We start from the raw sequence: 20,557 nt of genomic DNA on the forward strand, positions 1-20,557 counted from the left end.
GATCGCCGCTCGCCGGGCGAAACCGTCCGCGTTGCCGAACGTCTCGCCTGTGGTCTCCGCAACGTTCGGAAACGAAAATCGCCCTGCCGGAAACGTTTCCACACCGCCCGGACGTAAGCGCGCAACGCCTGGCCTCCATGGTGGCTCCCGACGAAACCACAGGGAGACGCCCATGAAAGCGTTCCACCTCGCCTTCGCGCTTGGCCTTGGGGCCATGGTCGCGGGCTCGCTCGCCTGGGCGGCCCCGGCGACGGCGACGAAGGATCAGGACAGGGCCGTGACCGTGCTGGCCCGAGCCGATTTCGACCCAGCGGCCGGCTGGCCGGACAGGCCGCCTCATCCGCGCGGTCCCAAGCCCTTCGGTCCAAAGGGGCCGCATGGCTGGCGAGGCGGCCCGCCGCCCGGACCGAAATTCGGCCCGCCGCTCGCCGCCGTGCTCGCCGCGCAGGAAACGGCGATCGGCATCCGCTCCGGCCAGCTCGACGCGTGGCGCGATTATTCCGACGCGCTGCAGGCGATGCTCGCGCCGCCGAAGCCGCCGGCCAAGACCGACGCTCCGGAGGCTTTCTCCGCGGAGCAGGCGATGGCCGATGACGCGGTCGCGCGCGGCCGCGCCGCGGAAAAGCTGAAGAGCGCGATCGAGGCGCTCAAACCGAAGCTGACGCCTGAACAGCTCGAACGCGCCGCGCTCGTCATGGGGCCGGACGGTTTCGGTCGAAAGGGCTTCGGATCTGAAGGTTTCGGCGGCTCGAAGGCGCCGCCGTCACGCCCCGACGAGCCGTCCCCCGGCTCGAGCGGGATGGAGCGAGGACCGGCCCAGCCCGGCTAAGCCTCGTCTCCACGAGCGGGCGCGGCGTCCCCCACGCGTCGCGCCCGCTCGGTCTGTCGTCGAAGACTGCAAACTAGACGTAGACGCGCTGGTCGATGCTGAGCAGGCCAAGCTGCGTCACCTCCCACCCGTCGAGCGAAAAGGCCACCAGACCGCGCGCGTGAAGATTTGACAGGGTTTCGCCGTCGAACACGCCGAAGGCGTCGCGCACGACCAGCTGATTCAGCGTGTCGCGCTCTTCCGCGCTGAGCTCCGTCATGCCGTGTCTCCCCGATAGTTGCCATCCGATAACGATGGAGGCCGATCCGGGTTCCACAATTGCTTCGCGCTCAATGCGTCGCAGGGCCGCGACGCGTGAGTTCCGCCGTGCGCCATCGGCGGCTATGCTTCGGTTCTCCCGGCGTTCGCCGGGACAGGCGCCGAGGAGCACGATGGCAAAAAGATCCTCCCAAGAGGCCGCCGCATCCGTCGACGCTTCGGCGATCGACGACGCGGAGGATTACGTCACCGGATCGGGCGCTCCGGCGGCGCAGGAGCGCCGCACGCTCGAACAAGCGATCGGCCTCCAGATCCGCCACCACCGCAAGCTGATGGGGCTGACGGTCGCCGAACTCGCAGGCGCGGCCACGGTGTCGACCGGCATGCTCTCGAAGATCGAGAACGGCCAGATCTCTCCCTCGTTGACGACGCTGCAGACGCTGGCGGCGGCGCTCAACGTGCCGATCAGCCTGCTGTTCTCCGAATTCGAGGAGCGGCGCGACTGCTCGCACGTGCCGGCCGGGCAGGGCGTGGTGATCCAGCGGCGCGGCACCAAGGTCGGGCACCACTACGAGCTGCTCGGCCACATGCTTGGCGGGCCGGTGGCCTGCGAGCCCTATCTCATCACCCTGACCGAGGACGCCGCCCCCTTCACCGCCTTCCAGCACGAGGGGACGGAACTCATCCACATGCTCACCGGCGAGGTGGTCTACGCCCATGGCGGCAACAGCTATCACCTGAAGCCCGGCGACACGCTGCTGTTCGACTCGGGCGCGCCGCATGGGCCGGAGCGCCTGCTGAAGAAGCCGATGACCTATCTGTCGATCATCATGTACGAGAAAGACTGACGGCGCGGGCGGCTCACCGCCAGAACGGCTCGGCCGCCATCAACGCCTTGCGCGTCTCCTTGGCCTCCTTCAGCAGCGCGTCGGCGCGCGCGTCGCCGTCGGCGGCCGTGACGCCCGCCGCGAAGGCCGCCGAACGCGAGCGCCCTGTCTGGGCTGCGTCCGCCATCAGCTCATGTCCGGTCGCCACGTCGTTGAGCGCGCCGAGACGGCCCTGCAGCCGCTTCACCGCCTTGACGAAGACCACGCGCTTCCGCTCGCGCTTCGGCTTGTCGGCGAAGAGGTCGGCGAAGAATTCCGATCCGTAGCGCAGTTTTTTGGCCGAGATGCGCGCGTCGTGGCGTTTCTCGTCGGTGATCTTGGTGATGCGCCGGCTCTTGCGGCGGACCTGCCGGTAGCGCTTCTCGAGCACCGTGGCGGCGAAGTCCCGCGCCGGACCCGCGATCTGCCTGGCGATCTGCTCATCGCGCGAGCGCAGCCAGGCGCCGACATTGATCCAGCCAGCGAGTTCGACCACGAGCCTGCGCCACTCGTCGGACCGCAGCGTCGCGAGCGCCCCGTCATAGGCCTTCGCCTTCTGGGTCTGAAGCTGCTTTTCGAGGTTGAGCAGCCCGGATTCATCCGGCCGTCGCTCGCGCTCGTCCGCCAGCGTCTCGGCGAGGAATACGTCGAGATCGCGGGCCGGACCAAGCGGTTCGGACAATCGCTTCAACTCCGCCTTCAGCTCGTCCGTGCGGGCGTGCCGGAGCAGCGGGCCGAACAGCGAGAAGGCGGAGCGCAGCCGGCGGATCGCGACGCGCGTCTGGTGGAGGGCGTCCGAATCGCGCCGCGCCAGCATCACGTCCTCGTTCATCCGCAACTGCACGAGACAGGCGTTCGCGATCGCGCGGAACGCGTCGGCGGCGCTCGGCTCGTCGCCGAACGGCACCGGCTGGGCATTGGCGACGTCGTTGAGCCGCCCTTCCAGCAAGGCGTGGCCGCGCGCGCTCTTGCTCGCGACGCCGAGCCGCAAGGGAGCGGCGGCCATGATGTCGGCGGCGAGCGCGAACAGGTCCTGCGGCGCGCCGGCGAGAAGCTCGAGCTCCACCTCGCCGACGGCGATCGCCGAAACCGGATCCGCCGACTTGAAGATCCGGCCGCGGTCGATCGCAATCTCGATACGCGAGCGGCCGCGCGTCACCTGTCGGACCGTGCGCTCGACCGCCACCGTGAACAGCGCGTCGAAGGGCTCGTCCGCCGAGAACAGGCCAGCTGCGGGCGTGCCCTTCAGGCTGTTGAGGTCCGGCTCCCGGCGTTCGACCGCCGATTCCCATTCTCCGCGCGCGAACAGGCCGTCGCCGCGCGTCTTCACGGTCTGGAGGCGCCGGCCTCCGTCGATCTCGCGAATTCTGAGCGCGACCCCGGCTTTGTGCAGCCGCAGGTCAGGGGCGTCGAAATAGGTCGAGGACAACGACGTCGTGCGCGCGGGGCCCGCTTCCATCAGCGGGGCCGACCTCTCGAGCGCGTCGAGGTCGGAGGCGTCGCCGACGAGCTTGAGCTCGATTTCCTTGTTGGCGGCCATGGGAGCGTCAGACCGTGCGCGCGAGCAGCGTCACGGCGGCGATCGTCATCACCAGAATGGTGGCGATGATCCCTCCGCCGCGGCAGGCGAACTGTTGCGGAGAATTCTTCGGCGCGATCATGCCGATCGGATGCAGAATCCGCGCGACGAGGAGCACGACCAGCAGCGTCGTCACCAGTCCGCCGCCGGCGCCGGAGGCCTCCAGCAGGCCGATGAGGATCAGCGTGAGCGGGACATATTCGATGAAGTTGCCGTGGCTGCGAATGCGCTTCAGCAGCGTCTGGTTTCCCCCGTCACCATGGAGCACGTCGCTCGAGAACCGGCCGGCCACCACCCAGAAACTGAGTCCCGCATAGACCAGCGCGAGCAAGGCGGCGAAGACCGCAGTGGTCGCAGGAAAGATCATCGGGCGGCGGTCTCCTCGGGGCGTGCGGCCGCGACGGCGGTCCGCGACCATCCGAGCGACATAGCGCGTCGGCGCGCCGCCGTCCGCCGCCTTCGCCGAATAAATCTGAGAGGGCGCCCGCTATGCGCGTCTTCAGGCCGCCCGGGCCTGCGCCGTCAGGTCGGCGAGGACGCTCTCGGAGACGTCGAGCCCCTCCGTTTGGGCCTTGGCGCGCAACGCAAGGCGGCGCGCTCCGGGCAGCCTCGCGCCCTCCTGGGCCTCGATCGCCCCGGCGAGGACGGCGAAGCGCTCCGGCGCGCTCGACGAGAAGGCGGCGGGGTCGAAGGCGAGGATCAGCTGGCCGACGCCGGGAGGTCCGCCCTCGTCGTCGAGGAAGCTCGAGGCCTCGGCCGCGAACAGCGAGCCGGTCAGGCCGGCCGCCAGAAGCTCGACCATCAGCGCGAGCGCCACCCCCTTCGCGCCGCCGAGCGGGGCCATGGTGCCGGAAAGCGCGGCGGCCGGATCGGTGGTGGGGCGACCCTCGGCGTCGAGCGCCCAGTCGTCCGGTATCGCTTCGCCGCGCTGCTTGGCCGCCAGCACGTTTCCGCGCGCGACCTTGGAGAGCGAGAGATCCACCACGAGCGGCGCGCGGCCGGGCAGGGGGCAGGCGAAGGCGATGGGATTGGTGCCGAACACGGCGGCGCGCCCGCCATGCGGCGCCATGGCTGCCGGCGTGTTGGCGAACAGCATCGCGACGAGCCCGGCTTCGGCGAGCGCTTCCACCGGCTGGCCGGCCGCGCCGCAATGATGGGAGCGGCGGATGGAGGCGGCGGCGAGCCCGGTTTCGCGCGCTGTGGGGGGGAGCGCCGCGACGGCCGCGTCGAGCGCCGGATAGGCGAAGCCATGGGCGGCGTCGATCGCGACGACGCTTGGGCGCGGCCGCGTGACGACGGGCGTCGCCTCGCCGTCGACCTTCCTCGCGCGGAGCTGCGCGGCGTAGGTCGCCACGCGCGACAGGCCGTGGCCCTTCAGCCCGTCGGCCTCGGCCCCGACGAGGGCGCGCGCGACGCTGGCGGCGTTCGCGGGCGCCGCCCCGTTACGCTCCATAGCGGCGGCGACAAGACTGCGGGCTTCGGCGAGCGTCAGCTTCGGCATCGCGGCTCAGGCTCCCGTCAGGCGCTTGGCGACCGACGCCGCCGTGACGCCCGAGACGCGCACGTTCGATTCCGCCGTGACGCCCGCCACATGGGGGGTGAGGATGAGGTTCGGGACCCCGGCGAAGATCTCCGCCGCCGCGCCCCTGAGCGGCTCGGCGTCGAACACGTCGAGCGCCGCGCCCCCGAGACGCCTCTCCTTGAGCGCGCTCGCGACCGCCGCTTCGTCCACGACGCCGCCGCGCGCGGCGTTGATCAGGATCGCGTCCCGCTTCATCGACGCGAGCGCTCCGGCGCCGATGAGGCCGCGGGTGCCGTCGGTCAAGGGCACGTGCAGAGAGACCACGTCGGAGGTCTTGAGAAGTTCGGGAAGCGACATCGGGATGGTCTGGCCCCATGCGGGGGAGTCGGCCGGCACATAAGGGTCGTGGCCGACGACGCTCATTCCGAGCGCGATCGCCCGGCGAGCGGTCTCCCGGGCGATCGAGCCGTAGCCCACAAGTCCGAGGCGCTTTCCGGAGATCTCGCGGCCCGCCGACAGCGCGTTGCGCGGCCAGGCGCCTTGCGCCATCTCGGGCGTCGAGACGTACGCGCCGCGCAGCAGGACCATCGCGGTCCCGATGACGTATTCGGCGACCGAGACGTCGTTGGCGCCGGTTGCGGGGAAGACGTCGACGTTCCGGGCCTTGCAGGCGTCGACGTCGATGTTGTCGAGCCCGACGCCCAGCCGCCCGACGCAGATCAGCTTCGTCGCTCCCTCGAGCAGGGCCCCGCGCACCTGCGTGCGGTTGCGCACGATCAGCGCGTCGGCGTTCCCGGCTTCTTTCGCGAGGCGTTCCGGCTGGTCGACGAGGTCGGGGTCATAGACGACTTCGAAAGCGCCGAGATGCTCCGCGATCGCGGCTTCGTCGATGAATTCGCTGATGACGATCTTGGGCAAGGGGACCTCTGCGGAAACGTCAAACGCATCCCTCCCCTGGGACAGGGGAGGGTAAGGGTGGGGTGCGTTTCAGGGCATGGCGAAGAACTCAGGACTGCGCTCTACGCCCAAGACCCCACCCGTCACGTCGCCTGACGGCGACGCGCCACCCTCCCCACGCCTTCGGCGCGAGGAGGGAGAAGCGCGCTCTACGCGCTGCGGTACAGCTTCGTCATCACGAACTCGCGGTGACCGAGCGCCTCCGCGGCGGTGAGGCGGCCGTTGGCGGTGCGGATGATCATGTCGATCAGCGCGTCGCCGGCCTCCGGGATCGTCATCTCGCGACGCAGCACGCCGGAGACGTCGACGTCGACATGCTCGCCCATGGTGCGCACGGTTCGCGGGTTGCCCGTGATCTTGATCACCGGGACGATCGGGTTGCCGATCACGTTGCCCTGGCCCGTCGGGAAGGTGTGGACCACGTAGCCCGCCGCCGCCATCAGGGTCACGCATTCGGCGGCCGCCGAGCTCGTGTCCATGAAGTAGAGGCCTGGGCCCTTGGCCGGGGCTTCAGCCGGCTGCAGGGCGTCGATGTATCTGCACTCGTGGCCGATCTTCTCGAGATTCCCGAGCGCCTTCTCCTCGATGGTGGTGAGCCCGCCCTCGATGTTGCCCTTGGTCGGCTGGCTGTCCGAGAGGTCGTCGGTCTTGTGGGCCTCGATGACGTCGTCCTGGTAGGACTTCCACATACGGAACCACTTCTCGGAGATCTCGGGAGACGCCGCGCGCTCCTTGCAGAGATGCTCGGCTCCGGTGATCTCGGAGGTTTCGCCGAACACGCCGTAGATCCCGTGCGGGATCAGCTTGTCGTACATGTTGCCGACGGTCGGGCAGGAGGAGAGGCCGGTCGTCGTGTCGGACTCGCCGCATTTGGTCGAGATCCAGAGGTCGGTGATGGGGCATTCTTCCTTCGGAAGCTCGGTCGCCCACTGCACGTATTTCTTCGCCACATAGCTCGCGCGGGCGATGGTGGCGATGTCGCCATGCTGCTCGATGCCGAAGCCGACGACCGGCTTGCCGGTCTTGGCGATGCCGTCGACGACGCGCTTGGTCCACTGCTCCTCGATGCCGATGACCACGACCGCCGCGACGTTCGGGTTCGAGCCGACGCCGATCAGCGTGCGAAAGTGGATCTCGAGATCCTCGCCGAACTGCAGCCGCCCATAGGCGTGGGGCAGGGCCATCACGCCCTTGATGTTGTTCGCCACCGCCTCGCAGGCGGCGTTCGACAGGTCGTCGAGCGGCAGGATCACGACGTGGTTGCGCACGCCGACGCGGCCGTTCTCGCGGCGCCAGCCGGTGAAGGTCGCGTTGACGAAGTCCTCAGAGGCGCGCTTCTGCGCGATCTGCGAGGTGAAGTGCTGGTCCGGAGCGCCGCCGACGAAGGGCGTCTCCCCCTGGGGCAGGACGTCAGCCATGGTCGTGTCTCCTCACCAGCGCTTCGTCTTCATGTTCTGCGTATGGACGTGTTCGCCCTTGGCGATGTCCGCGACGATCCTGCCGACGTCCTGGCCGTACTTGATCACCGTGTCGCCGGCCTTGAGATCGGTGAGCGCGACCTTGTGGCCGATCGGGATGTCGTTCTTCACGTAGATCCCGAAGCTCTCGTTGTTCTCGGTCACGACGCCGAAAGCGTCGGTCTCGGCCTTCAGTCCCTCGATCACCGCGACGGCGACATTGTCCTTCGGGCTGTGGGCGAGAACGTGCGGGACGCGGCCGTCCCCGTTGGTCTTGTCGCTCATCGTCAGGCGATCCTCCTCGCGTGATCCGGCGGCGCGTCGTCGGTTCATCCGTGCGCTCTTACTCTTGTATAAGACACAAGACATTTCGTGCGTCAACGGGCCCTCGTCTGATCTTTCCGAGTATCTTGACTCAAGTCGTAGAAAAACTGGAATGTGGCGTCCCAAACCTCTCGATCGGCGCTAGTCTTATATAAGAGATATGATACCGTATTCGGGTCGCAGCCGATCGGCTGCACGTCGGCGCGAGGGTGAAACGCCCCGCGCCGGGCGGGCAGGCGGACGAGAAAGATCCGCCGCCGCGCCAGAGGAAACGAAACCCGCCGGGAGGCTCCGCATGACGTCGAAGACGCGCTTTCTCGCACTTTTCAGATCCGTGGCCGCCGCGGCCGGCGTCGCGGTCGCGCTCACGGCCGCCGCTTCGCCGGCGCGCGCCGCTTATCCCGACCGCGTGGTCACGCTGATCGTGCCCTTCGCGGCTGGCGGTCCGAGCGACATCATCGCGCGCCTCGTCGGCGACTCGATGTCGAAGACGATCGGCCAGCAGATCGTGATCGAGAACGTGACCGGCGCCGGCGGCACGCTTGCGGCCGCGCGCGTCGCCCGCGCCGAGCCGGACGGCTACACGCTGCTGATCCACCACGTGGCGCTCGCCGCCTCGGCCTCGCTCTACGACAATCTCGGTTACGACGCGGGAACCGCCTTCCAGCCGCTCGGGCTCGTCAACGGCGGCCCGATGATCCTGACGTCCAAGACCGCCTTTCCGGCCGCCGACGCAAAGGCGATGTTCGCGAAGTTGAAGTCCGACGGGCCGTCGGTGTCGGTGGCGCATGCCGGGATCGGGTCGAACTCGCATCTCTGCGCGCTGCTGCTGCAGCGGGCGCTCGGCTCAAAGTTCAATCTCATCAGCTATCGCGGCAACGCGCCGGCGCTGAACGACATGATGGGCGGTCAGGTCGACGTGCTCTGCGACCAGTCGACCACCGGCGTGCCGCCGTTCCTCGCCGGCAAGGTGAAGGCGTATGCGGTTTCGTCCAAGCAGCGCCTCGACGTCGTCAAGGATCTGCCGACCTTCGAGGAGGCGGGCCTGAAGGGATTTGAGTTCCAGATCTGGCACGCGCTCTACGCGCCGAAGGGCGCGCCCGCCGAAGTCGTGACGAAGCTTCATGACGCGCTTCAGGTCGCGCTGAAGGATCCCAAGATCGTCGCCCGCTTCAAGGAGGTGGGCACGTCGGTGTTCCCCGAGGCGGAGCTCAGCGTCGAGGCCCACAAGGCCAAGTTCGAGCGGGAGATCGCGACCTGGAAGAAGGTCTTCGCCGAAAGCGGGGAGCAGAAGGTCCAGAACTGAACCGCGCCGCACCGGCCCTTCGGGGCCGGGCTTTCAGCGGAGCTCCGACAGATAGTGGAAGCGCTCGGTGAGGCACACCGAGACGCGCCATTCGACCGGCTGGCGCTCGATCGACAGCGCCAGCCGGTCGATCTTGAGCGCGGGCGTTCCGGCCGGAACGCCGAGCGTCTCGGCGTCCTGCGCGCATGTCGCGACCGCCTTGATGCGCTCGCGCGTGCTCGCGACGGTCACGCCGAAATGCATGGCGTAGAGCCCATAGAGATTGTTCGGAATCTCCATCGCCGACAGGCCGGGAAAAATCGTCTCCGGCAGAGTCAGCGTCTCGACGATCGCCGGCGTCTCGCCGAAGGAGCGCAGCCGCCGGATGCGCACGACCTTGGCGTCCCGCTCGAGCTTCAGCGCGTCTCGCTCGCCGGCGTTGGCGCGCGCGGCCGAAACCGACAGCACCCGGCTTTGCGGGAAGGTGCGGGCCCCGTCGTCGCCGACCAGCTTGAAGAACTGGAACATGATCCGTTCTTCGTCATGCCGCGCGACGAAGGTGCCGCGCCCCTGCCGGCGCACCACCAGGTTCTCCGCCGCCATGGCGTCCAGCGCCTTGCGCACCGTGCCCTGGCTGACGCCGAGCTCGGCGGCGAGCTGCATCTCGCTCGGCAGGGGCTCGCCGGGCGCCCAGACGCCGTCCACGAGCCGCCGGATCAGCCGATCGCGCACTTGCGCGTAGAGCGGGCGGAAGCCGAGCCCTTCCTCCGCGGCGGCGCCTGTTTCGGTCGTGGCGGGCGCGGTCATGTGGAAAGGCGGTCCTCGAAACGCGGCAGAAGGCGTCCCGGCGCGCGGGACGTCTTCTATTTTATAGCAGTTCGCAGGACCGCAGCGAGCGCCGTCACGTGGGAGGCTTCAGCTTCCTGGGGATTTCAGCACCGCGATCGCGACCACCATCGCGACGAGCGCGATCGCATAGAGCACGATCACGATCCGCAAGGTCGTGGGCGGGTTGCGCAACGCCTCGGCTCCGGCCTTGTCGGCGGGATGAGGAGGATGAGGCTCGATGTTGGTGGACAGGAAGGGTTCGGGCGGAGTCCTGACGTCGCTCATCTCGGGGGTCCTCTCCTCTCGCGGTCGGCCGCGGCGGAGCCGCCTGGCCCGGTTTGTCCCGGGCGCTTGTTCGGCTCCTGAGAACCATGATGGCGCGCAAGGCGCCCGAGCGGAAGGCGCGGAGGGTCGTTTTCCGGGACCGCAGTCGTCAAAGCCGAGATGACAAGCCGCCCCGCTTCGGCGTATCCCTGCCGCGGGGGCCTGTAGCTCAATGGTTAGAGCCGACCGCTCATAACGGTCTGGTTGTCGGTTCAAGTCCGGCCAGGCCTACCAGCCGAAAACCCTCATGCCCGCAAGGCGAGAGGCGCGACTTTCACCCGTCCCCCCATTCGATCCCGGCCCGAAGCCCGCGCGAAGGCGCGGCCGACAGGCGCAGGCGTGCGCCCGTCGAGGCGGCGAGGTCGCGCGTGATCGCAAGCCCGAAACCGGTGCCCGGCGTCGCCTCGTCCCAGCGTCGTCCCCGGTCGATCGCGGCCATCTCAGCCGCGGCCATTCCCGGCCCGTCGTCCTCGACTGAAATCGCCCCGCCGCCGGACTTCGCCACGACGGAGATCGTCACGCTCGTCCGGGCCCATTTGCGCGCGTTGTCCACAAGGTTGCCGAGCATCTCGAGAAGCTCGCCCTCGGATGCTGGGTACAGAGCGTGCCCGGACGTCTCGACGCGCCACGAGATCCGGTCCGAACCGGGCAGGCTCTTCATCGCCGCGACCAGTTGCCCCAGCACCGGCGCGACGGGGGTCGATCTCTTCTGGAGTCCGGCGGCCGTCGCGCTCCGCGCCCGGGCGATCGTTCGCGACACCTGCTCCTGCATGGCGAGCGACTGCTCGTCGATCTCGGCGCTCAGCGCGGGGTGGCGCTCCTCTATCCTGCGCGCGAGAGCGTCGAGCACCGCAAGCGGGGTCTTCAGTCCGTGAGCCATGTCCGCCGCTTGCGTCCGCGCGCGTCCAAGCGCTGACTCCTGTTGGGCCACGAGCCGGTTCAGATCGTCGACCAGCGGCTGGACCTCGCTTGGATAGCTGCCGCGGAGGCGCTCGTCGCGTCCGTCATGCACGCGCTGCAATTCTCCGCGAAGCGTCCTGAACGGGCTGAGCGCGCGGCGCACGAAGGCCGCCATGGCGAGGGCGAGAAGAAGTCCGAGCGCCGCGAGCGAGGCGGGAAGCAGCCAGAGCACCATGCCGCGACTCGCCGCGAGCTGGCCGCGGTCCATAGCGACGGTGATCACGACAAGCGGCTTGTTCGGCGCGGACGCGATCCGGACGGTGCGGAACACCACAATGAGCGGCCTCCCGTCGAAGCCTTCGAGATCGATCGTGGCGTGATGAGCCATGTCGGCGTCGGGCGAACGGGGCAGGGCGATGGTCTGGTCCCACAGCGAGCGCGAGCGCAGCGGCTCCTTTTCTGCGCTTTCGATTTGCCAGTAGAGGCCGCCATAGGGCGTCGCATAGCGTGGGTCTGCAGGCGGCCGGTCGACCGTTATTCCGCCGGAAGCGTCGAAGCCGACGCCGCCGGCGAGGAGCCGGGCGGTGTGGTTCAGTTCGTCAGCGGTGCGCCGGTCGAGCGCCGCTTCGAAGAGCAGGAACAGCCCGACGCCGCCGAGCGCGAGCGCGAGCGCCACAAGCGCCGCGGCCGCGATGCTGAGGCGAAGACGGAGCGAGCCGCGCGTCACCGCGCGTTGGCCGGCACGACATAGCCGTGGCCGCGACGCGTCTTGATCAGCGACGGTCCGAGCTTGCGGCGCAGCCGCGCGATCAGCGCCTCGATGGCGTTGGCCTCTCTGTCCGTTCCGCTCTCATACACATGGTCGAGCAGGTCGCCGGCCGAGACCACGTCGCCGCACCGGTGGAGGAGATAGGCCAGCAGACGATATTCGAGCGGCGTCAGCGACAGCGCCTTGCCTGAGACCGTAACGATCTTCGTGCGCGGGTCGAGCTCGAGTTCGCCGACGCGCATCAGCGGAGAGGCTTGGCCGACCGTCCGCCGCAGCACCGCATGCAGCCGTGCGACGAGTTCCTCCATCCGGAACGGCTTCGTCAGATAGTCGTCGGCCCCGGCGTTGATGCCGTCGACGCGTTCGCGCCAGCCGTCGCGGGCGGTCAGGATGACGATCGGCACGGCGTTGTCGGCGGCGCGGAGCTTTCTGAGGACGCTCAGGCCGTCGAGCTTCGGCAGGCCGAGGTCCAGCACCAGGGCGTCATATGTCTCGACGTCGGCCTGGAACCAGGCGCTTTCGCCGTCGTCCGCGAGGTCGACCGCAAAGCCCGCGCGCTCGAGCCCGCGCTTCACGTCGGCGGCGATCCGAGGCTCGTCTTCGACCACCAGCACACGCATTCCTAGTCAATCTCCAGCACACGCAGCGACTTCGCGTCGATCTCGACTTCGCGCCGCTCGCCGCTGGGCGTCAGGATCTTGATCTCGTAGGTCCAGCGTCCGTCGTCTTCGTCGAGCTCCACCTTGACGACGTCTCCCGGCAGCGCCTTGCGTGCGGCGTCGAGCACCTGGTCGAGCGGGCGGATCTCGCCGCGCTCGAGCGCCCGGCGCGCCCGGTCCTGGTCGCTCTCGTCGCCGAAAGCGGCGTGAGCGGACAGAGAGACGAGCAGGGCGGTCGCGAGCGCAAGAAGAGGTTTCGGCATGGTCGGAGGCTAAGGCGGCGAAGCTGATAAACGGCTGACAAAGCCTATCAGGGAAATATGGGGGCGCGCCGCCAAAAGGGCTCCACAGGTTCACACCAAGGAGCTTTGGACATGACCACCGCCAAGATCGCCCTCGCCGCCGCTCTCGCGCTCGGCTTCATCAGCCCCGCGCTCGCTGACCGTCCTGGCGCGGATTGGATGACCATCGAGCAAGCGACCCAGAAGGCCAGGGACGCCGGCTACGCGCAGGTGACCGAGATCGAGGCCGACGACGGCCGCTGGGAGGCCAAGGGCGTGAAGAACGGCCAGATCTACGAATTCCACATCGACCCGCGCACCGGCTCGATCTCGAACGAGCATCTGGACGACTGAGCGGCGCCAACGGCCCCGTCGCAGCAAGGCGGGGCCGATCGCCGGACGACGCCCGGGATTGGCTGAACGCATTCGCCGCCGCCCGCCGCAGGAAATCGAGGCTCCGGCTGAACGAAGCTCCGGTTGATCGCAACCGACTGGTTTTCGATTATCTTCAGCCATGAACCCGGTTCTGATCCGGGGAGCGGAACCGCGACCGGTCAGCAGGATCAAGACGCGTCGTCGATGACCCGGCGACGCCTTGCGGGCGCGTCGCGTTCGCGGAAAGGCCATCGGATCCTCATGAGCCTTCGCATCGACCGTCGCAGGCTCATTCAGGCGCTGGGAGCGGCGGCGTCTCTGCCCGGCCTCCCTACTCTGGCGCGCGCCGACGACGCTGAGGGGCGGTCTGCTCAACGGGTGGACGTGGCGGATCTGGGCCTGTTCAGGTCCGTGTCGGACGACGATCCGGACCTTCTGGCCAAGGCGAAGAAAAACGCGGCTTTGCTGACAGAGGCCGCGCGCGAGCTTTCGCGACGCGGGGGCGGCGAGATCGTTTTTCCGCGACAGGAGACCTTCAGGGTCGCGGCCTCGCCTTACGAGGGCGGTCAGCGGGGAGGATTTGGGTGGGGGCAGGTCGCCTGGGCGCTCGACGACGTCCACAATGTCGCCATCCGCGGAAACGGATCGACGTTGGAAAGATGCGAGGCCGAAGCGACCGGCGCGGCCGGTGACCCGCGCAATGCCACGGTCGGAGTGTATCGGTCGAGCGCGATCCTGTTCGAACGACTGATCCTGAAGGGCAAGTCGCGCACCGAGGTGCAAAAATACACCACCGGAAACAACTGGGACATCAGCTTCGCGAGCCGCGACGTCACCTTGCGGGAGTGCGAGGGCGGCGAGGGCACAAATGCGCTCGCCGCCCTCGGCCTCAACATCGACAAGCCGCGCCACGCGCGGGGCTACGCGATCGATCAGCCGGTCAGCGGGATAAAGATCGAAAGGTGTCTCGCCTACAACGGAGAGCACGGTCTGCTGCTAAACTGCTGCGAGGACGTCGAGATCGACGGATTCCGGCATCAGGCGCGCGACCACCGTTTCGGAGGGGCCCTGCAGGAGCCGTTCATTCAGCGCGGCCTCTTTTTTCTCGCGTGCCGGAAGGTGTCGGCGCGGAACATCCTGCTTGAAGGCGCGCACAAGACTTCGATCTTCTTCGTCGTCGCCGCGAAGTCGCGGGCGCCGTTCGATCTGACGGACGTTCGGATCTCGAACTTCGAGATCAGGTCGCCGGGCGGCTTAGACGACGACGGGGTCCGACAGGACGAAAATCGATACGAAGCGGTCGTGTTTCACGACCAGACCGGCGCCGACCTGTCGCTGTCTCGAACCGCGTCCCGGATCGCGTTGGTGGACGGGATCATCGAGAATTCGAAGACGGCCGTGCGGTTCCGGGACAGGAAGGCCGACGCCCGCGCTGCGCCGGCTTATTCGGACGTCAGGTTTCGAAACGTCCAAGCCCGCACGCTGGCTCGCGGGGTCTATGCGACCACGTTCAAGCCGCTTGGCGGCGCGTCTTTCGAGAACTGCGGCTTCTCGGTGTTTTCGGATCCGTCCGTCGGCGACGCGGCGCCGGTGGCCGGCTTCAGGGTCACGCGCGCGGATCGGAAGTCCGACGTCCGGCACGCCGATGTCCGGCTGCAGAACGTCATGGTCCGCGCAGGCGCGATCGCGTCGGAGTTCGAGGGCGTAGATGGCCTGGTGCTGCGCGACCTCGACACCGGCTATGTGCGCGACAAGGCCGCGAGCGCCAAGGCGTCCTTTTCGCCCGAGGCCGTCGATCTGCGCATCGTCGCGTGTCGCGCCGCCGAGGCGCCTCGGTTCACTGCGCTGAACCAGAAGGTCGAGATCCGCGACAGCGTCATTCCCTGACGTCGCGACCGACGGCGCCGCCGGTCACGGCTCAGCGTCACAGCCCGTCGATCGGGATCTTCAGGTAACGCCTGCCGTCGCTTTCGGGCTTGGGCAGTTCGCCGGCCTTCATGTTCACCTGCAGCGAGGGGATGATGAGCCGCGGCATGGCGAGCGTCGCGTCGCGCTCGGTGCGCAGCTTCACGAAGTCGTCCTCGCTCACGCCCTCGCGCACATGAATGTTGGCCGCGCGCTCGGCCGCGACGGTCGTCTCGTTGTGGATCACGCGGCCGTTCGGGCCGTAGTCGTGGCACATGAACAGCCTCGTCTCGGGCGGCAGCGCCAGCACGCGCTGCGCCGAGCGGAACAGCGTGCGGGCGCAGCCGCCGGGAAAGTCCGCGCGCGCGGTGCCGCTGTCGGGCATGAACAGCGTGTCGCCCACAAAGGCGGCGTCCCCGATCACATAGGTGACGCAGGCCGGGGTGTGGCCCGGCGTGTGCAGCACGCGCGCCGGGAGGCCGCCGATCGAGAACGCGTCGCCGTCCTCGAACAGGCGGTCGAACTGCGAGCCGTCGCGCTGAAAGTCCGTGCCCTCGTTGAAGACCTTTCCGAAGGTCTCCTGCACCTCGCGGATGCCGGCGCCGATCGCGACACGGCCGCCGAGCGCCTGCTGGATGTAGGGCGCGGCCGACAGATGGTCGGCGTGCACATGGGTCTCGAGCAGCCATTCGACCACGAGGCCGCGCTCGCGCACATGCGCGACGATCAGGTCCGCGGAGCGATGGCTGACGCGTCCCGAGGCGTAGTCGAAGTCCAGCACGCTGTCGACGACGGCGCAGGCCGGCCCGTCCGGGTCCTTCACCACATAGGAGAAGGTGTTGGTGGCGGGATCGAAGAACGTCGAGACGTCGGGCTCGCCGGTCATGCGCGTCACCTCCGGCCGCAGCGGGCGGATCGCCTGTTCGGACGAGAATAGCGCCTCCCCGCAGGAGCGCGATCACGATCGCGGGCGGCGGGTCGTCGCGGCCTCAGGCGACGCCGGTCGTGATCGCCGCAAGAGCGAGGTAGCGGCCGGTTTTGGCGACGGTGACGAGCAGCAGGAACGACCAGAGCGGCTCGCGCAGCGCGCCGGCCACGAGCGTCAGCGGGTCGCCCACGATTGGCGCCCAGCTGAGCAGCAGCGACCAGCGCCCGTAGCGGGCGTACCAGTTCTTGGCGCGTTCGAGGCCGGCTTCGCTCGCCGGAAACCAGCGCCGATCCTTGAACCGGTCGATCTGCCGGCCGATCAGCCAGTTGGTCAGCGACCCCAGCACGTTGCCGAGGCTCGCGACCGCGACCAGCGTCCAGATCGGCTGGGTCTCCGACAGGATCAGCGCGACGAGCAGCGCCTCGGACTGGGCGGGAAGCAGCGTCGCGGCCAGAAAGGCGGCGCTGAACAGGCCGAATGAGGCCGCAGGATCCATGTCGGGGAGGCTGAAAGCGAAAAGCGGGAGCCGGTCGGGCCGGCCCCCGCTTCTTCATCGTTGGCGCAGCGCCCGTCAAGCGATGCGGAAATCGTCCTCGCTGAGGTCGAGGCCGGCGGTGATTTTCGCGAACTCGACAGCCTCGAACTTATCGCCCGAACCGTCGCGGTCGTAGAACAGCGAGCCGGTCGCCGCGTCGTAGATGATGCGGTGGTCGCCGTCGGTCGCCGCGGTCCCGATCGTGAATGCGTCGGCGTCGAGCCCGCCTTCGCCGATCTTGCGGAACACGCCGGCGTCGAGCTCGATCGTGTCGTCGGCGACCGCGAAGTCGAGGATCGCGTCGACGTTCCCGCCGCCAAGCGGGCTTGAGAACGCGAACACGTCCGCGCCCGCGCCGCCGATCATGCTGTCAGCGCCGGAGCCGCCGTTCAGCGTGTCGTCGCCGACGCCGCCGACGAGGAAGTCGTCGGCGTTTCCGCCCACCACCTTGTCGTTCCCGGCGCCGGCGTTGATGTAGGTCGCCCGCGACGGGTCGTCGAAGAACATCGTGTTGTCGCCGTCGGTCCCGAGCTTCACCACCTCGAACTCGTTCCCGCGCGCGACGCCCGAGACGAGGTCGCGGACGTCGAAGGTGACGCCGGTCCCGGCCGTGAAGGTGATGCCCTCGTCGTCGACGCGGGTGATCGGGCCAGTCAGGCCGTCCGCGCCGTCCTCGGCCTGCATGCGCACGGCGAGGCCGCCGTCCTGGTTCGGCATGGTCCCGGAGTCGAAGCCCGAGCCGTTGCCGACTTCGGTGGAGGTGAAGGTCAGGCGCACCTCCGTCGGGGTCGTGGCGTTCACCACCACTTCGTCTCCGCCGCGGTCGAGCTGGATCTGGTCGGCGCCGTCGGTGGTGATGTTGTGGATTACCGTGTCGGCTCCGCGCCCGCCCTTGATGACGTCGTCGCCGCCGCCGCCGATGAAGCTGTCGTCGCCGAGGCGGCCGAGCAGCGTGTCGTTGCCTGCGCCGCCGACCAGGAAGTCGTCGACGTCGCCGCCCACGATCTTGTCGTTCCCCATGCCGCCGTTGATGTAGTAGGCGCGGTCCTTGTCGACTGCGTTCAGGAAGTCGTCGCCCGAGGTGCCGAGCCGCACCACCTCGAACCCGTCGCCGCGCGCGACGCCGGAGACGAGGTCGCGGACGTCGAAGGTCACGCCCTCGCCGGCGATGAAGGTGACGCCCTCGTCGTCGACGCGGGTGATCGGGCCGGTCAGGCCGTCCGAGCCGTCCTCGGCCTGCATGCGGACAGCGAGGCCGCCGTCCTGGTTGGGCATGGTCCCGCTGTCGTTGGCGTTCCCGTTGCCGACCTCGGACGAGGTGAAGGTGAGGCGGACCTGGGTCTCGGCGGCGGCGGTCACGTTCACCGTGTCGTCGTCGGCCCCGAGATTGACCTGGTCGGCGCCGTCCGTGGTGATGTTGTGGAACACGACGTCGTCGCCGCGGCCGCCGAAGATCGAGTCGTCGCCGGAACCGCCGATGAAGCTGTCGGCGCCGAGGCGTCCGTTCAGCACGTCCGCGCCGGCTCCGCCGACCAGAAAGTCGCGCCCGACGCCGCCGAGGATGCCGTCGTCGCCGGCGCCGCCGTTGATGTAGTGGTTGCGCTGGTTGTCGTCGGCGCGCAGCGCGTCGTCTTTCGAGGTTCCGAGCGTGACGACGTCGAATTCGTCGCCGCGCGCCGCGCCGGAGACAAGATCGCGGACGTCGAACTTCACGCCGTCGCCGGCCACGAAGGTGATGCCCTCGTCGTCGGTGCGGGTGATCGGACCGGTGAGGCCGTCGGAGCCGTCCTCGGCCTGAAGCCGCACCGCAAGGCCGCCGTCCTGGTTCGGAAGCGTCCCGCTGTCGTTCGTGTCGCCGTTGCCGACTTCCGCCGAAGTGAAGGTGAGCCGCACCTGCGTCTCGCCGGTCCCGCTTCCCTCGACCTCGACCCGGTCGAAGCCCTGGCCGAGATTGATCTCGTCCGCCCCGTCGGTCAGCACGTTGAGGAAGGCGGCGTCGCCGCCGCGCCCGCCGAAGATGGTGTCGTCGCCAAGGCCCGCGTCGATGCTGTCGCGGCCGTCGGTGGTCTGCGGAATGTCGTTCGCGCCGTCCGGCGGCGTCTTGCCGTCGTCCGCGCGGTGAATGAAGTCGCTGCCGGCCGTTCCCGTGACATTCGCCATGCGTCGTCCTCCCAGTCGTGTCGACTCGCTAAGACGCCCACTCGGGTGCGTCCGAGGGGGCTACCCGCGGCGCGGGAGGCGGGATGCAGATCGGGTGATCACTTAACCGTGTCGTAACCATGCGGGTCGTCGCGCCCATCCGAGGCCGCGGCTTGGTCGTGGCCGACGGCGCGCCATAACGGCAGAGCCGGAAGGGAGGCGGCGAGCCGCGATGGGACGTCTGGGACTGGGATTCATCTGCGTGGCCGGCGCGCTCGCCGCGGGCGTCGCGGGGCTCGTCGCCATGGGGGCCGGCCGCGCCGCGATCCCGCCGGACACGCTCGTCATCGGCCAGCTCGCGGAGCCGAAATCGCTTGATCCGGCGACGGTGACGGCCGTCAACGACTTCCGCATCCTGGTCAACGTCTTCGAGGGGCTGACGCGCTACCGGCCCGGGACGCTCGAGGTCGGCCCGGGCCTCGCGGAGCGCTGGGAAATCCTCGACGGCGGAAAGACCTACGTCTTCCACCTGAAGCCGGGTGTTCGCTTCCATGACGGAACGCCCTTCGACGCCGACGCCGTGAAGTTCAATCTCGACCGGATGCTCGACCCGAAGCATCCGGCGGCCGGAACCGGCCCGTTCCCGCTCTCCTTCTTCTTCAAGCCGGTGCGCGAAGTCATTGTTGTCGATCCGTTAACCATAAAGCTGCGGCTCGAGGCGCCTTACGCCCCGCTGCTTTCGAACCTCGCTTATCCGGCCGGGCTGATGGTCTCGCCGACGGCCGTCACGAAGCTCGGCCGGGGGTTTGCACGCGCGCCGGTCGGCACCGGACCGTTCCGCTTCGCGGGCTGGGAGAGCGAGCGGCAGGTCAGGCTGGAGGCGAACCGCGAGCACCGGGACGGTGCGCCGAAAATCGACGCGCTCGTGTTCCGGCCGATCGCCGACGCCAACGCACGGCTGAGCGAGATGCTCGCCGGCGGCCTCGACGTGATGCCGGAGCTTCCGGCCGACAGCGTCGCGGCCTTTCGCGGCGACCCGCGTTTTCGTCTCGCGGAGGCCGCAGGGCCGCATCTGTGGTTCCTGATCCTCAACGTCCGCGAAGGGCCGACCAAGGACGTCCGGGTGCGCCGGGCGATCAGTCTCGCGATCGACAGGGAAACGCTCGTCCACGACGTGCTGCAGGGAACCGCGACCGCGCCTGCAGGTCCGATCTCCGAGGCGTTCGGCCCCGCGAGCGACCCGGCGGTGACGCCTTATCCGCACGATCCCGAGAAGGCGCGCGCGCTCATTCGCGAGGCCGGAGCCGAGGGCGCGCGCGTCACCCTGCTCGCGGCCGAGGGCGGCTCCGGCATGCTGGAGCCGATCGCGATGGCGACGGCGATCCAGTCGGACCTGCGTCGCGTCGGCCTCGACGCGCGCGTCGAGACCTTCGAGTGGAACGCCTATCTCGCCCGCGTCAACGGCGGCCTGAAGGACGCCGCCATGGCCGAGATGGCGTGGATGACGAACGACCCCGACACGCTGCCCTCGCTCGCGCTCAAGGGTTCGGCGACGCCCGACAAAGGAGGCTTCAACGCCGGATACTACGAGAACCCCGAGCTCGACCGGCTGCTCGACGAGGCCCGCGCCGAGCAGGACCCGAAGGCGCGCGCCGCGCTCTACCGGCGCGTCGACCGGCTCGTCCATGACGACGCGCCTTGGGCGTTCGTGGCGAGCTGGAAGCAGGACGCCGCCGTCTCCGCGAGCGTTCAGGGGTTCGAGCTTCAGCCGTCATTTTTGATGGATCTGCGTATGGTTAACAAGAAGTGAGCATGCGGAGAGGAAAGCACGCAGTCC

General features: G+C 68.8%; 21 protein-coding genes and 1 tRNA gene. 7 read left to right on the top strand and 15 right to left on the bottom strand.

The genetic code is table 11. The annotated features are described in order from the left end of the window. Window positions 1-172: 172 nt before the first annotated feature. On the top strand, window positions 173-829 hold the full coding sequence (locus ACFOWB_RS05975; protein ID WP_261404167.1) for a hypothetical protein: 657 nt from the start codon (window positions 173-175) through the stop codon (window positions 827-829). 73 nt (window positions 830-902) lie between these two features. On the opposite strand, the gene ACFOWB_RS05980 is transcribed toward ACFOWB_RS05975, so the two are convergent. Further along, complete coding sequence (locus ACFOWB_RS05980; RefSeq protein ID WP_261404166.1) at window positions 903-1,088, bottom strand: hypothetical protein; 186 nt, start codon at window positions 1,086-1,088, stop codon at window positions 903-905. Window positions 1,089-1,260: 172 nt separating this feature from the next. On the opposite strand from ACFOWB_RS05980, the gene ACFOWB_RS05985 reads away from it, so the two are divergent. Continuing rightward, window positions 1,261-1,935, top strand: coding sequence for a helix-turn-helix domain-containing protein (locus ACFOWB_RS05985; protein WP_261404165.1), 675 nt, complete (start codon window positions 1,261-1,263; stop codon window positions 1,933-1,935). Window positions 1,936-1,948: 13 nt separating this feature from the next. On the opposite strand, the gene ACFOWB_RS05990 is transcribed toward ACFOWB_RS05985, so the two are convergent. From ACFOWB_RS05990 to ACFOWB_RS06015, 6 genes are all read right to left on the bottom strand, one after another. Next, entirely contained in the window at window positions 1,949-3,493 is a 1,545-nt protein-coding gene (locus ACFOWB_RS05990; RefSeq protein ID WP_378146226.1) for a CYTH and CHAD domain-containing protein, read from the bottom strand. A gap of 7 nt (window positions 3,494-3,500) precedes the next feature. Further along, window positions 3,501-3,899 (bottom strand): MAPEG family protein, encoded by a 399-nt coding sequence (locus ACFOWB_RS05995; RefSeq protein ID WP_261404163.1) that lies wholly within the window; start codon window positions 3,897-3,899, stop codon window positions 3,501-3,503. Between the two features lie 132 nt (window positions 3,900-4,031). Next, on the bottom strand, window positions 4,032-5,033 hold the full coding sequence (locus ACFOWB_RS06000; RefSeq protein ID WP_261404162.1) for an Ldh family oxidoreductase: 1,002 nt from the start codon (window positions 5,031-5,033) through the stop codon (window positions 4,032-4,034). A 6-nt stretch (window positions 5,034-5,039) separates the two neighbouring features. Next, the gene (locus tag ACFOWB_RS06005; protein ID WP_261404161.1) at window positions 5,040-5,972 is read right to left on the bottom strand and encodes a hydroxyacid dehydrogenase; all 933 of its coding nucleotides are present in this window, start codon (window positions 5,970-5,972) and stop codon (window positions 5,040-5,042) included. A gap of 188 nt (window positions 5,973-6,160) precedes the next feature. Further along, window positions 6,161-7,429 (bottom strand): UxaA family hydrolase, encoded by a 1,269-nt coding sequence (locus tag ACFOWB_RS06010; protein WP_378146229.1) that lies wholly within the window; start codon window positions 7,427-7,429, stop codon window positions 6,161-6,163. 12 nt (window positions 7,430-7,441) lie between these two features. Beyond that, window positions 7,442-7,753, bottom strand: coding sequence for a UxaA family hydrolase (locus ACFOWB_RS06015; RefSeq protein ID WP_261404160.1), 312 nt, complete (start codon window positions 7,751-7,753; stop codon window positions 7,442-7,444). Between the two features lie 334 nt (window positions 7,754-8,087). Between ACFOWB_RS06015 and ACFOWB_RS06020 the strand changes: the two genes are divergently transcribed. Then, window positions 8,088-9,098, top strand: coding sequence for a tripartite tricarboxylate transporter substrate-binding protein (locus ACFOWB_RS06020; protein ID WP_261404159.1), 1,011 nt, complete (start codon window positions 8,088-8,090; stop codon window positions 9,096-9,098). A 33-nt stretch (window positions 9,099-9,131) separates the two neighbouring features. On the opposite strand, the gene ACFOWB_RS06025 is transcribed toward ACFOWB_RS06020, so the two are convergent. Further along, window positions 9,132-9,884 (bottom strand): GntR family transcriptional regulator, encoded by a 753-nt coding sequence (locus ACFOWB_RS06025; RefSeq protein WP_261404158.1) that lies wholly within the window; start codon window positions 9,882-9,884, stop codon window positions 9,132-9,134. A 108-nt stretch (window positions 9,885-9,992) separates the two neighbouring features. Next, window positions 9,993-10,190 (bottom strand): hypothetical protein, encoded by a 198-nt coding sequence (locus ACFOWB_RS06030; protein WP_261404157.1) that lies wholly within the window; start codon window positions 10,188-10,190, stop codon window positions 9,993-9,995. 197 nt (window positions 10,191-10,387) lie between these two features. Here ACFOWB_RS06030 and ACFOWB_RS06035 point away from each other — a divergent pair. Beyond that, window positions 10,388-10,463, top strand: a tRNA-Ile gene (locus ACFOWB_RS06035). Between the two features lie 40 nt (window positions 10,464-10,503). Here ACFOWB_RS06035 and ACFOWB_RS06040 read toward each other — a convergent pair. Genes ACFOWB_RS06040 through ACFOWB_RS06050 form a run of 3 tightly spaced genes read right to left on the bottom strand, consistent with a single transcriptional unit; the run spans window position 10,504 to window position 12,820 of the window. Then, on the bottom strand, window positions 10,504-11,856 hold the full coding sequence (locus ACFOWB_RS06040) for a sensor histidine kinase (RefSeq protein ID WP_261404156.1): 1,353 nt from the start codon (window positions 11,854-11,856) through the stop codon (window positions 10,504-10,506). Continuing rightward, the gene (locus ACFOWB_RS06045) at window positions 11,853-12,518 is read right to left on the bottom strand and encodes a response regulator transcription factor (protein WP_261404155.1); all 666 of its coding nucleotides are present in this window, start codon (window positions 12,516-12,518) and stop codon (window positions 11,853-11,855) included. The genes ACFOWB_RS06040 and ACFOWB_RS06045 overlap by 4 nt, the downstream gene beginning before the upstream one ends. A gap of 2 nt (window positions 12,519-12,520) precedes the next feature. After that, window positions 12,521-12,820 (bottom strand): PepSY domain-containing protein, encoded by a 300-nt coding sequence (locus ACFOWB_RS06050; protein WP_261404154.1) that lies wholly within the window; start codon window positions 12,818-12,820, stop codon window positions 12,521-12,523. 111 nt (window positions 12,821-12,931) lie between these two features. Between ACFOWB_RS06050 and ACFOWB_RS06055 the strand changes: the two genes are divergently transcribed. Together ACFOWB_RS06055 and ACFOWB_RS06060 are read left to right on the top strand one after the other, a co-directional pair. Continuing rightward, window positions 12,932-13,192 carry a PepSY domain-containing protein gene (locus ACFOWB_RS06055; protein ID WP_261404153.1) on the top strand — a complete coding sequence of 87 codons (261 nt, stop codon included), beginning with the start codon at window positions 12,932-12,934 and terminating at the stop codon, window positions 13,190-13,192. Window positions 13,193-13,474: 282 nt separating this feature from the next. Beyond that, window positions 13,475-15,100, top strand: a complete 1,626-nt coding sequence (locus tag ACFOWB_RS06060; protein WP_261404152.1) for a hypothetical protein — start codon at window positions 13,475-13,477, stop codon at window positions 15,098-15,100. A 37-nt stretch (window positions 15,101-15,137) separates the two neighbouring features. Here the strand turns inward: ACFOWB_RS06060 and ACFOWB_RS06065 are convergent, their stop codons facing one another. The 3 genes from ACFOWB_RS06065 to ACFOWB_RS06075 form a co-directional block, all read right to left on the bottom strand. Next, complete coding sequence (locus tag ACFOWB_RS06065; protein WP_261404151.1) at window positions 15,138-16,004, bottom strand: MBL fold metallo-hydrolase; 867 nt, start codon at window positions 16,002-16,004, stop codon at window positions 15,138-15,140. 103 nt (window positions 16,005-16,107) lie between these two features. Next, complete coding sequence (locus ACFOWB_RS06070; RefSeq protein WP_261404150.1) at window positions 16,108-16,542, bottom strand: YqaA family protein; 435 nt, start codon at window positions 16,540-16,542, stop codon at window positions 16,108-16,110. 75 nt (window positions 16,543-16,617) lie between these two features. Beyond that, window positions 16,618-18,741 (bottom strand): calcium-binding protein, encoded by a 2,124-nt coding sequence (locus tag ACFOWB_RS06075; RefSeq protein WP_378146236.1) that lies wholly within the window; start codon window positions 18,739-18,741, stop codon window positions 16,618-16,620. Window positions 18,742-18,952: 211 nt separating this feature from the next. Between ACFOWB_RS06075 and ACFOWB_RS06080 the strand changes: the two genes are divergently transcribed. Beyond that, window positions 18,953-20,530 (top strand): ABC transporter substrate-binding protein, encoded by a 1,578-nt coding sequence (locus ACFOWB_RS06080; protein WP_261404148.1) that lies wholly within the window; start codon window positions 18,953-18,955, stop codon window positions 20,528-20,530. The last annotated feature ends 27 nt before the right edge of the window (window positions 20,531-20,557 follow it).

It is taken from the genome of Chenggangzhangella methanolivorans (assembly GCF_042648545.1).
Lineage (GTDB): Bacteria > Pseudomonadota > Alphaproteobacteria > Rhizobiales > Methylopilaceae > Methylopila > Methylopila methanolivorans.

Bases quoted from the DNA above. Each gene is read 5' to 3' on its own strand.
- ACFOWB_RS05990 (WP_378146226.1), bottom strand. From the start codon at position 3,493: ATGGCCGCCAACAAGGAAATCGAGCTCAAGCTCGTCGGCGACGCCTCC.
- ACFOWB_RS06065 (WP_261404151.1), bottom strand. From the start codon at position 16,004: ATGACCGGCGAGCCCGACGTCTCGACGTTCTTCGATCCCGCCACCAAC.
- ACFOWB_RS06010 (WP_378146229.1), bottom strand. From the start codon at position 7,429: ATGGCTGACGTCCTGCCCCAGGGGGAGACGCCCTTCGTCGGCGGCGCT.
- ACFOWB_RS05995 (WP_261404163.1), bottom strand. From the start codon at position 3,899: ATGATCTTTCCTGCGACCACTGCGGTCTTCGCCGCCTTGCTCGCGCTG.
- ACFOWB_RS06030 (WP_261404157.1), bottom strand. From the start codon at position 10,190: ATGAGCGACGTCAGGACTCCGCCCGAACCCTTCCTGTCCACCAACATC.
- ACFOWB_RS06060 (WP_261404152.1), top strand. From the start codon at position 13,475: ATGAGCCTTCGCATCGACCGTCGCAGGCTCATTCAGGCGCTGGGAGCG.
- ACFOWB_RS06025 (WP_261404158.1), bottom strand. From the start codon at position 9,884: ATGACCGCGCCCGCCACGACCGAAACAGGCGCCGCCGCGGAGGAAGGG.
- ACFOWB_RS05985 (WP_261404165.1), top strand. From the start codon at position 1,261: ATGGCAAAAAGATCCTCCCAAGAGGCCGCCGCATCCGTCGACGCTTCG.
- ACFOWB_RS06045 (WP_261404155.1), bottom strand. From the start codon at position 12,518: ATGCGTGTGCTGGTGGTCGAAGACGAGCCTCGGATCGCCGCCGACGTG.
- ACFOWB_RS06055 (WP_261404153.1), top strand. From the start codon at position 12,932: ATGACCACCGCCAAGATCGCCCTCGCCGCCGCTCTCGCGCTCGGCTTC.
- ACFOWB_RS05980 (WP_261404166.1), bottom strand. From the start codon at position 1,088: ATGACGGAGCTCAGCGCGGAAGAGCGCGACACGCTGAATCAGCTGGTC.
- ACFOWB_RS06070 (WP_261404150.1), bottom strand. From the start codon at position 16,542: ATGGATCCTGCGGCCTCATTCGGCCTGTTCAGCGCCGCCTTTCTGGCC.
- ACFOWB_RS06020 (WP_261404159.1), top strand. From the start codon at position 8,088: ATGACGTCGAAGACGCGCTTTCTCGCACTTTTCAGATCCGTGGCCGCC.
- ACFOWB_RS06015 (WP_261404160.1), bottom strand. From the start codon at position 7,753: ATGAGCGACAAGACCAACGGGGACGGCCGCGTCCCGCACGTTCTCGCC.
- ACFOWB_RS06050 (WP_261404154.1), bottom strand. From the start codon at position 12,820: ATGCCGAAACCTCTTCTTGCGCTCGCGACCGCCCTGCTCGTCTCTCTG.
- ACFOWB_RS06075 (WP_378146236.1), bottom strand. From the start codon at position 18,741: ATGGCGAATGTCACGGGAACGGCCGGCAGCGACTTCATTCACCGCGCG.
- ACFOWB_RS05975 (WP_261404167.1), top strand. From the start codon at position 173: ATGAAAGCGTTCCACCTCGCCTTCGCGCTTGGCCTTGGGGCCATGGTC.
- ACFOWB_RS06000 (WP_261404162.1), bottom strand. From the start codon at position 5,033: ATGCCGAAGCTGACGCTCGCCGAAGCCCGCAGTCTTGTCGCCGCCGCT.
- ACFOWB_RS06080 (WP_261404148.1), top strand. From the start codon at position 18,953: ATGGGACGTCTGGGACTGGGATTCATCTGCGTGGCCGGCGCGCTCGCC.